The following is a 10,898-nucleotide window of genomic DNA, read 5'->3' as shown; positions in this document are numbered from 1 at the left end:
CAGGGTAACTTGCCGTATTTTTTGTGAACCAGTTCTAGCATCCTGATAGTCCCTGGTACGCCTACCGATTTACCACCCACCACGGCGTCGTAAAACTGTAGCGGTTTGCCGTCCTTCCCTAGGAAGCGATCGCTCTTTGCTGCCGCAGGAGCTGTTTCCCGACCATCATAGGTGTGAACTTCTTTCGTTTTAGCATCGTAGTAAACCAGGAACGCACCACCCCCAATCCCGGAGGACTGTGGCTCAACTAAACCGAGGACTAATTGGACAGCGATCGCAGCATCAACGGCATTACCCCCACGACGCAGAATTTCACGACCCACTGCTGAGGCTAGCGGGTTAGCTGACACAGTCATATCCTTCTGGGCGCGGACAGCTTCGCGATCGCTCCGTCCACTCTCCGCCTCAGGTGCAGGGCGGTTTTGGGCAAGCCCTACCATTGGCGGTAGGAGAGCAACACCGAGGGCAAGGGCTAGCAGACGAGAAGGTAAGCCAGGTTTAGATGCAATGGTCAACGCAAGTCTCCCGATCTCAGTAGCCAATATTATCTACTTTTCTGAGAGACTTGAGAAATCTAGTGAAGTAGGAAGCCCAAAAAGCGCTAGAGGTTAGTCCTACCTCACTTTTGTCCAATTTTTCTACTTTACAGGTCTTACTTCAGAGTCAGGCCATAATTTCAGGCGTTTTTACCCATTGGAGGCGAGTCTCCCGGCTTCGGCGATGGCTTAGGGCGGGGAAATGTCAGATACCAAACTGGCTTACCCGACTCATTTCGCAGGGCTAGTGCGTTGAGTTCCAACGTCACTAACTCTCCTCTATAAGTGCGACTGGTAATTTCGCCATGATAGTGACCCTTCTTGATGAGTTCTCTAATCAGGCTTGCCCATCCTTCATCCTCCAGGTGGAAGGCAGCGGTTCGGCCTAAAAGTTCCTCATCCGAATATCCCAGAAGCGATCGATGGGCTGGATTCTGTTCCAGGTAACGACCCTGTAAATCTAGAATAGCGATCGCGTCCTTAGCCTGAGTGACGATCTCTCGATAGAGAGCTAGCTTTTCTTCAGCTTGTTTGCGTACTGTAATATCGCGAACAAAGCTTTGAATCGCCAGTTGCCCCCCATATTCAATCACCCGGCTACTCACTTCGATTGGCATCTGCCTGCCATTCTTACAGTTGTGAACATGCTCAAATACGACATGTCCCGTTTGCCACAACTGCCGTAGCACGGATTCCCGATGCCTCGGCTCCATCGGTGGGCTATAAGCCTCAGGTGGTAAGGCGAGAATCTGTTTGCGGGTATACCCTAAGCGACGTGCGGCGTGTTCATTGACATCCAAAAGGATTTGGGTTGAAGAGTCGGTGATAAAGATGGAATCGTGAGCCCACTCAAATAAGTTGCGGTAATTCTTTTCCGATTCCCGCAGTAACTCTTCTGCCTGCTTGCGTTCTGTAATATCTCTAGCCGTATACACCACAGCCTCAATACTGCCGTCTGTGCTATGGATCGGGCTCAGGATGTACTCGTAGTCTCTGACTCCATTCACCGTTGGAAGGCTAATTTCCTCCGCGATGGATTGCCCTGTAGCCAAGGTAATTTGGAGTTTTGCCTCGAACGCCGTCATCGTCTCGGCTGGCAAGCCTACCTGCTGCCAAGTCTTACCATAGAGTTCAGTCTGCTCCAGTTGGAATGACTGCGTAAAGGCGCGGTTGGCGTAAGTGTATCTTCCCAACCTGTCATACATACAGACATGATCGACAGAGGCTGAGAGAACCTGCTCTAGCATCCTTGCTCGCTGCTCAACCTTAGCTGCCAATTGTTGGAGTGTCTCTTGAAATTCCTCCGGAATACCGCTGGGCGGTTCTAGCTCTGGTCTCACTCCCTCATGGGTGCTGGTTAAATCAGCTCCAACACAACGTTCCTGAGAGTGAGGCTTTTTGGGTTGGGTTGAAGAGACTTCATCCAATAACGTTTCACCCGTTGCTAAAACCTGCTCAAACTCCTCTTGGCGACTTAGGTGATTGTATAGTGCCGTTCCTCGTCTGAACTCTACTGGCTGCTTCAAGCTGGCAACTTCTTGACTGATTGCCTCTTGTTGTTGGTGAAGTCTTGCAATTGAAGTTGGTAGAGTTTTGGAAGAGGGCACACCAAACACTTGTTTAAGTGCATCAACCACCACGGCTGTTCTGGGTCTGCCAGTTGCCTGAGCTTGAGAGGTAATCGCCTCCATTAGGTCTTCTGGTAACCTGAAGGTCACTACCTTAGTAGCCATTTTGTTTCCCTTTCAATCAAGTCCATTAAAACAAGTTATCAAACTTTTAAATTAGTTTTATTAAAAATAATATTATTAAACCTTATCTTTATATAAAGTTTTTCTAAACTGAATGTAACTTTTTTATCAATATATTGATTTATCCTAATGAGTTGTACCTAAGTCCCTCTGACTCACCCCGCTGAACTTGACCTTTAGCATAGCCTTCACGTAGCCTTACGAGGTAAGGATCGTCGGTTTAGCCTAGTGGACAAGGTTAATCTACAAGCGATACGACGGTTCCAGGACTAGGAGTATCAGGACTTTAGAGAAGCTATCGTACAATCTTAGCTAAGTCCGGAAAAGACATGAACAAGTTTCAATCAAATCAAGCTTTTCCCGGTCTTTGGCCTAATCTGCCTACTCTTTTCCTACTAAAGAGGTAGGAGCCAATCCCTAACCCGTAGATACCCTTATTAGATGGGGCATAACTATCCGGAGTGATTTTTACGCAAAGTAAGAATCCAGAACTATTAATTGATGATTAGACGTTTACTAACCCATTTAAACGACAACTCTATACTATCACGTCTATAAGAGCTGATGGCTAAATTCAAGTTTTTTAAAAAAATCCGGAAAGTGAGCAATTCATAACATAAATGTTTCACTATCTTAGATAGCTAAGCTGAGAGGGTCAGGACTATTCTCTAATCAGCGATCGCGCTGAGCGCTCAGGTCTGTGTTACTCAAATATTCAACCAATCCTAGTATATAGAAATGAAAGCGGCTGTATGGCGTTAGCTAGTGCAAAGCCTCTCCATTGGCGTAATACTGGATGAAAAGTGCGTTTGTTTAGACAAGGTTTAGCCCAGCCAGTTAGAAGTGCTTCAAGAACAGTTGAGTGTACTCTACTAGCACGCTTAATATTCGTAGTACAGAAGTTAAACAAAAGAGAGTCTGTATTACAATTCGCAGAGAGAAAAAACGCGAGAGTATTACATAAAGAATTCAGTTATTAACTTGGGAAAAGCTAGAAGTCAAGACCAAGAAAAACTTAAGATTTCAGAGCTTGCATTAATACTTGGCGTACCTAGAGTTTTTAGTAAAGCCAGCGAGAAGAGCCTGTATTTCAAGTAAAACATACTCGTAAAATTACTGAATCCTGAACTCAAAAATTAGTTTATCTGAAGGTTGGGTCGTAGGTTTACCTAAATTTAAATGAGTAGTGAGACAATATAACTGTCACTTCCTAATCAATTCAATTATTTTTATTCACAGCGTACAAAAATCCTCCCTTTAAGGAAATTTATTTTTCATCTAGATGTGGATAAATCTTAGGTAAAAAGGCTGTAAAGCTTTGATGAATAGCCTTAGACTGTTAATTTCTCTGAATATACTGAACGTATGAACCCCAAAACCATTGATTTACAGCCATGTGCCTTTGCCACCGATTCACTAGTATTGCAACTTTGATAATCGGTTTGCAGCTGTTCAATCCTATGCTCATCGATATGAATTTAGGATTAGGTAAACTCAATAAAATATCCTCGAACTCATCATTTGTTGCTTCTAATAGCAAGGCTTCACCAAAGCTTGCTCTTATAAATCAATCAAACCATCCCTTCAATCCACTCGATAATGAGGGGCCGAATAATACCTTAGGCTCTGGAACCCGATAAGAATGGGGAATGGCTTATGTAGCAAAAGGCAGAAGGCTCCAGGGCAGTTCGCGCAGCGTTCTCCGCAGGAGTAGGCTTTTAGGTTTATTACTGCTGCGTGGTCGTTTCAGCCGTTAACTCTGTCCTAACCTTTATGGCGACAGCTATAGGTTGGTAGGTTGGCAGGAAGAGCAAGTTGACACTTGACAAATTTCAACCGTCGAAACTACCCGTTGGTAACCTTCAACTGTCGAACGTTCAATCCCCTAACTCAATTACCAATCAGCGGGGATTTCCACCATCGATTATTTTGTACTAGGGTATGAACTTGCCAGTCGGGATTGGTGGTTGAGTAGTCTAATCGGTAATGTCCACCTCGGCTTTCTGTGCGAAAGATAGCGCTGTTCAGAATCAAGTAAGCTACATCCAGTAAGTTGTAAGTTTCTCCCCAAGCCCGCAATTGTCGATCAGCATCCGGTAAGTCTAAACTGAGAGTCTGGAGGGGGATCAAATTTAACAACTGTTGGCTTAAGGGCAGAGCAGCAAATTCGGTGCGCCAAAGTTCTACGGTAGCGATCGCATTCTCCAAAATCTCCTGTTGCCGACAAATCCCAGCACTTTGCCACACCAAGCGTTCTAAATTCACACGTAGTCTAGTAATTGTGTCTTTTTGAGTTGCCCAGTCTTGCACAGCTAAATCGACAATAGGGGAATTGGAAGCGGAGTATTCATCCGTTGTGATTTGTAATTCGTCAGGGGTGATGCGACGCAGTTGAGCACCAAAGACAATACATTCCAGAAGTGAGTTGCTGGCGAGACGATTGGCACCGTGAACACCAGTACTGGCTGTTTCTCCAATGGCATATAAACCCGGAATCGAGGTACGGTTCATCAAATCCGTCGCGATTCCGCCCATCCAGTAATGAGCAGCCGGTGCAACCGGAATAGGCTCCTGGAAGACATCAATCCCCCAATGCTGACACACCCGGATAATGTTGGGGAATCGGTAGCGAATTTGATCCGCTGGAATCGGTCGTAAGTCTAAATAGACATGACCAACCTCTTCTATGTTCCCGACTTCTCCCCCTTGATCCGGAGATTGCTGCAAATGGCTAAAAATTGCCCGACTGACGACATCTCTCGGCGCAAGTTCTCCAGCAGGGTGGTAATCAAAGGTAAATCGGCGTCCCTGACTATCGATCAAGTGAGCGCCTTCTCCCCTGACAGCTTCACTAATGAGAAAGTGGGGAGCACCCAGCTTCGTTAGGGCGGTGGGGTGAAATTGCACAAATTCCAAGTCTCGTAAGATAGCCCCAGCACGCCATGCGATCGCAACTCCATCCCCTGTACTCACTTTTGGGTTCGTTGTCTGAGCAAAAACCTGACCACCGCCTCCGGTTGCCAGTACTACCGCCCCTGCTCTTACCCAACTCAGTTGACCATTGTATATCAGGCTAATTCCCTGACAATGCCCAGTTTGCGGATTAAGCCATAACGATAAAGCAAACGCCTGCTGTAAAACGGTAATATTCCTGCGAGTCAGTACCTGAGCCGTGAGAGTACTCACCACAGCTCGACCTGTGGTGTCAGCGGCATGAAGCACACGGGGACGCGAGTGAGCCGCTTCTAAGGTCAAAGCCAGGTGATTTTCTTTGCGATCAAAGGCAACCCCCAACTCTACTAAAGAGTGAATGCACTCCGGTGCCTGCTGTGCCAAAAATTTCACGGCATCCAAGTCACAAAGACCTGCACCCGCTCGCATCGTATCTTCTATATGTAATACTGGCGAGTCGGCTGGGTCAATCGCGGCAGCAATACCCCCTTGTGCCCAGTCACTGGCACCGGTTGATAAAGTGTCTTTTGTAATTAAGCCAACATGCATTGTATCGGGCAGGCAAAGCGCAGTATACAGCCCAGCAGCACCTGCACCCACCACCAGAACATCAAACTGAGTAGGAATGTTCGGCTCAAGATCAGAATCGGAGGGGAGCGAATTCAACTTCGGTCAGTTCCTGAATTAATTTAATAAATTTTAATAAATTACCCACTCCCGAAGGAGTGGGTTGCACAAAAAATGAGGATGACTAGTGAGGCTATTAGTAAACGCCAGGATTGTAGCGGTCTCCACCCTCTACGAAAACGTCTGACGGGTCGGTCACCGTAAACTTGTCAAGGTTAGCTTGCAGGAGTTCTTTTTGGCGCTCGGACAGTCCTGGAATATTCAGAACATCCTCTATTTTGTTATAGGGAGCATTCTGAACAATTTTTCCAGCCAGAGTGGGGTACATTCCCGGATATTGCCGAAAGGCTCGAACATGAGTATTGTTCAAGTCGATCTTCTTGCCAAACTCGGTGGAAAGCTTGTCATCAGCGGCATTACGCAGGGAAGCCTCAGCGATTAAGACAGGTGTTTGTTGTTCAGTAACATTACTTAACACTGCCTCATAACCAGAAGAGAGCGTCGAAGCCACTGCCCTTTGAGGTAGCCCGAACCACCCTAAACAGCCTACCAACAGGCTCAAGAGTGCTACTAGGCGAACTAATTTTTTCATCAACTTTACTCCTTACTTACACAACACAGAATGAGCAGAGATTAAAGCCTCTCCTCTATTACTTTAATTTTTGTTTTCTATCATCTCATTTTATATGAGTAAAGCACGTCTCTAAGCCGCTTTCCCAAAGCCACTCCCTGAGCATGTTGGTCAAATCATAAATAGATCTAAAGCCCGACCGGAGAATCGGTCTTATTGTGGCATGATCTGAGATTGTTCATCTTAAGCAACAAGGTTAAGGGAATTTTGTTATGGCTCTGCGACTAGGTGATACAGTACCAGACTTTACTCAAGCTTCTAGTGAAGGCGAGATTAACTTTTATGAGTGGGCAGGCGACAGCTGGGTCGTGCTGTTTTCCCATCCAGCCGACTTTACCCCAGTTTGCACCACCGAATTAGGCGCTGTTGCTAAACTTAAGCCGGAATTTGAGAAACGCAACGTTAAGGTCATCGCTCTGAGCGTTGATGATGTAGAGTCTCACAAAGGATGGATTGGAGATATCAACGAAACACAGAATACCACAGTGAACTATCCGATTCTGGCAGATCCGGATAAAAAGGTCTCTGACCTCTACGACATGATTCATCCCAACTCCCTGAATAATTTAACGGTACGCTCCGTCTTCATCATCGACCCTGAGAAGAAACTGCGACTAACGTTTACCTACCCCGCCAGCACTGGTCGCAACTTTGATGAAATCTTACGGGTGATTGACTCCCTACAGTTGACGGATCACCACAGTGTGGCGACCCCAGCGAACTGGACAGATGGTGGTGACTGTGTGATTGTCCCCTCTCTCAAAGACCCAGAGGTACTCAAGGAGAAATTCCCCAAAGGGTATGAGGAAGTCAAGCCTTACCTGCGCATGACCCCTCAGCCTAACAAGTAAACAGTTTACAAGTTATATCGTTGTAGGGTGGGCAATGCCCACCCTAATCTTGTTGGTTAATGGGTAAGTCCTACAATTGTCGCTAAATGAGAGGTATCCTTGTAGCACCAAGCGATTTTATTCAATATTCAAAGTCAACGTAGGCGATCGCGACATCTACAATTTCGCTACGTCGAAAATAGAGCAACCCTGCTGGAGTGCTTCTGTATGACACCCTCCCTACCGTCAACTGTCAACAATCTCTCCATCCTATACGAACAAGACTATTATCTTTGGTTGGAAATAACTGCTAAACTCCTGCGAGAAGGACAACTCTCCGCCCTTGATGCCGCTAATTTGCTAGAAGAAATTGAAGATATGGGCAGAAGCGAGAAACGGGCAGTTTACAGCAACCTCAAGATTTTATTGATGCATCTTCTCAAGTATAGGTATCAATCCCAGAAGCGCTCAAATAGTTGGATAGCAAGTATTGTTGAGCATCGACAGAGACTCAAAAAAGCGTTTCAGGAAAGCCCAAGCTTGCAACCCTACTATACTGAGATATTTAACGAGTGCAACCAGGACGCAAGGGAATTAGTGGCTGCTGAAACGGGACTGGCAATTGATGGTTTTCCAGTTGAAACTTCCTTCAGTCCTGAAGAAATCCTCAATTCAGACTACTTACCCGTCCAGGGCGATCGCGAGGTTTAAACTGTAAATGCTTGGAGATCCCCCTAAATCCCCCTTGAAAAGGGTGACTTTAAAGATGTTTGCTTCTCCTCTTATTATTGGAATTTAAACTAACTAAAGTAGAAATTTGGGTGCTTTCTGAAACAACTCCCATGCCTGAAATGATGCAAACCTTAAACAGATGCTTCCTTCGTTTCGCTAGTGGACGAGGCTGGCAGCAAGGGTTAGTAGGATGTTTAGTGGTTGGTTGGGTGTACTCATTCTCTGGAAATTCCGCAACGGCTCAGATTACACCTGATGCTTCTTTAGCTATTGAACGTTCGGTTGTGAAACCAAATACCAATATCCTAGGACAAACAGCAGATTTAATTGAAGGGGGTGCAGCACGAGGTGTTAACCTCTTCCACAGTTTTCAGGAATTTAATGTTGGAGACGGACAGCGGGTTTATTTTGCTAATCCAGTTGGGATTGAGACTATCCTGACGCGGGTAACAGGCAATAGCCTCTCGAATATTCAGGGAACGTTGGGAGTTGATGGGGGAGCAAATTTGTTTTTGCTCAATCCGAACGGCATCATTTTTGGCCCAAATGCCAAGCTGGATATTGCAGGTTCGTTTGTGGCAAGTACGGCGAAGAGTTTGGTGTTTGGGAATGGTGTTGAGTTTAGTGCGACCAATCCACAGGCACCGCCTTTGCTGACTATCAGTATTACTCCAGGCTTGCAGTATGGGTCGAATCAACCAGGAGCAACCATTGCCAATGCTGGAAATTTAGCAGTGGGGCAAAATCTGACCCTATGGGCTGATACTCTCGATTTACAGGGTCAGCTTTCTGCTGGGGGAGATTTGACCTTAAAAGCAACAGATACTGTACGAGTACAGGATAGTGTAGCAAATCCTTTCATTGCTTCTGCTGGGGGTCAGTTGCTGGTGCAGGGCGATCGCATCGTGGATATTTTTGCCCTGAATCATCCTGCCAGTATTTTCTCATCGGGTGGGAATATGGTGTGGCGTTCTGCCAATACTGTAGCGGGAGATGCGCGAGTCAGGGCAGGCCGGAATTTTAGAGTTGAGTATTTAGATAGTAGTTTAGGTAATTTGTCAAGTCCCAAAGACCCAGTGTTTGAGGTGGCGGGAGATTTTAGTCTGGCGAACTATACAGGAGCCTCACTGCAAATTTTGGCAGGGGGAAGTGTCAATATTCCCGGTAATGTAACGATTAACGGTTTTGGTGGAGCGTTTAACGATAGTTCTGTAACGCTATCGGATGGCACAACTGTGGCACTGAGCGGTACCACTCGACCGACTCTCGATATTCGTGCTGGAACAACAGGGTTCTTTGGCATTCCGACTCCTGGAACTCCAACGAGTGCAGATATCTCCATCGGCACTATTACGATGAAAGCGCCTGATGGGATTGTTTTTTTAACGAATCAGTACGCACCTATTACCTTGTTGACAGGTGGTGCGATCGCAGTAGGCACAATTCGTACAGATGACACATTTGGGGGCTTTGTCGGTAACACTGGTTCTGTCATTATCGACTCGCGCCGTGGTCTTACTGTCAACAACCGTATTGACTCCTCCTCTGCTTCTGGTAGTGCTGGCGATATCAGGCTGATTGCCAAGGATGCCATCTCGCTAGTCAATAGCGTAGTCACTAGCGACACTTCCGGACTCGGCAAAGGGGGTGACATCGATATCACGGCGAGGGAGTTACTTGTCTCAGATGGGGCAAGGATTCTAGTTAGCACCTTTGGCGAAGGGGATGGGGGAAGTTTGAGCGTCAATGTTACTGAATCCGTGCAACTGATTGGCACCTCTGCCGACGGTCAGACTCGCAGCAGCTTATTGGCTCAAGCTGGCGAAGGCTCTACAGGAAACGCGGGAAACGTGACAATTAATACTCCTGTATTACTCGTATTGGGTGGGGCACGGGTCTCGGCTAGTACCTTCAGTAGTGGAGATGGAGGAAATTTGACCGTTAATGCTACTAAATCCGTGCAAGTGCTGGGGCGCACCGCCGATGATGAATCTCCTAGCGGTTTATTTGCTCTAGCAGGGGAAGACTCGACAGGAAACGCGGGAAACTTGACAATTAATACTCCTCAATTACTCGTTACAGATGGAGCAGAGGTTTCAATTAATACCTTTGGCTCGGGCGATGGGGGGAATTTGCTTGTCAATGCTACTGAATCCGTGCAACTGATTGGCACCTCTGCCGATGGTCAGGCTCGCAGCAGCTTATTGGCTCAAGCTGGCGAAGGCTCCACAGGAAACGCGGGAAACGTGACAATTAACACTCCTGTATTACTCATATTGGGTGGGGCACGGGTCTCGGCTAGTACCTTCAGTAGTGGAGATGGAGGAAATTTGACCGTTAATGCTACTGAATCCGTGCGAGTGCTGGGTCGCTCTGCCGATGATGAATTTCCTAGCGGTTTATTTGCTCTAACTGGCGAGAACTCGACAGGAAACGCGGGAAACATGACGGTTAACACTCCTGCCTTATTTGTATCAGGTGGGGCAAGGGTCTTAGCAACTACCGATGGATCGGGAAACGGAGGAAATCTGCTTGTCAATGCCACTGAATCCGTGCAACTGATTGGCACCTCTGCCGATGGTCAGTCCGTCAGCCGATTATCTGTTGACACTGAAGGAACGGGCAAGGGAGGAAACTTGACGATTACCACTCCTGAATTACTCGTCTCTGATGGAGCAGAGGTTTCAGCTAGCACCTTGAGTAGTGGAGATGGGGGGAATTTGACCGTCAATGCCTCTTCTAGAGTGCAACTAATTGGTCGCTCTGCCGATAGTGAGTTTGCCAGCGCCATATATGCTGAAGCTGAGAGGGACTCTACAGGAAAGGCGGGAGAGTTGAG

General features: G+C 46.8%; 7 protein-coding genes. 3 read left to right on the top strand and 4 right to left on the bottom strand.

Annotated features, from left to right (window positions below; translation table 11 throughout):
* The 4 genes from V6C93_RS32545 to psbU form a co-directional block, all read right to left on the bottom strand.
* The coding region (locus tag V6C93_RS32545) for a gamma-glutamyltransferase (RefSeq protein ID WP_333480830.1) at positions 1-515 on the bottom strand (515 nt) is incomplete at its 3' end.
* A 161-nt stretch (positions 516-676) separates the two neighbouring features.
* The gene (locus V6C93_RS32540) at positions 677-2,269 is read right to left on the bottom strand and encodes a PAS domain S-box protein (RefSeq protein ID WP_333480829.1); all 1,593 of its coding nucleotides are present in this window, start codon (positions 2,267-2,269) and stop codon (positions 677-679) included.
* A gap of 1,908 nt (positions 2,270-4,177) precedes the next feature.
* A complete protein-coding gene (gene nadB, locus V6C93_RS32535; protein WP_333480828.1) occupies positions 4,178-5,905 on the bottom strand; it encodes an L-aspartate oxidase in 1,728 nt (575 codons plus the stop codon).
* 97 nt (positions 5,906-6,002) lie between these two features.
* Positions 6,003-6,458 (bottom strand): photosystem II complex extrinsic protein PsbU, encoded by a 456-nt coding sequence (gene psbU / locus V6C93_RS32530; protein ID WP_333480827.1) that lies wholly within the window; start codon positions 6,456-6,458, stop codon positions 6,003-6,005.
* A gap of 251 nt (positions 6,459-6,709) precedes the next feature.
* On the opposite strand from psbU, the gene V6C93_RS32525 reads away from it, so the two are divergent.
* From V6C93_RS32525 to V6C93_RS32515, 3 genes are all read left to right on the top strand, one after another.
* Positions 6,710-7,348 carry a peroxiredoxin gene (locus V6C93_RS32525; protein ID WP_333480826.1) on the top strand — a complete coding sequence of 213 codons (639 nt, stop codon included), beginning with the start codon at positions 6,710-6,712 and terminating at the stop codon, positions 7,346-7,348.
* A gap of 207 nt (positions 7,349-7,555) precedes the next feature.
* Positions 7,556-8,038 (top strand): DUF29 domain-containing protein, encoded by a 483-nt coding sequence (locus V6C93_RS32520; protein ID WP_333480825.1) that lies wholly within the window; start codon positions 7,556-7,558, stop codon positions 8,036-8,038.
* A 131-nt stretch (positions 8,039-8,169) separates the two neighbouring features.
* On the top strand, positions 8,170-10,898 hold a 2,729-nt coding region (locus V6C93_RS32515; RefSeq protein ID WP_333480824.1), incomplete at its 3' end, for a filamentous hemagglutinin N-terminal domain-containing protein.

The sequence above is a fragment of the Allocoleopsis sp. genome (assembly GCF_036703385.1).
In the GTDB taxonomy this organism is placed as follows: domain Bacteria; phylum Cyanobacteriota; class Cyanobacteriia; order Cyanobacteriales; family Coleofasciculaceae; genus Allocoleopsis.
This window is presented reverse-complemented; position numbering and strand designations above follow the sequence as displayed.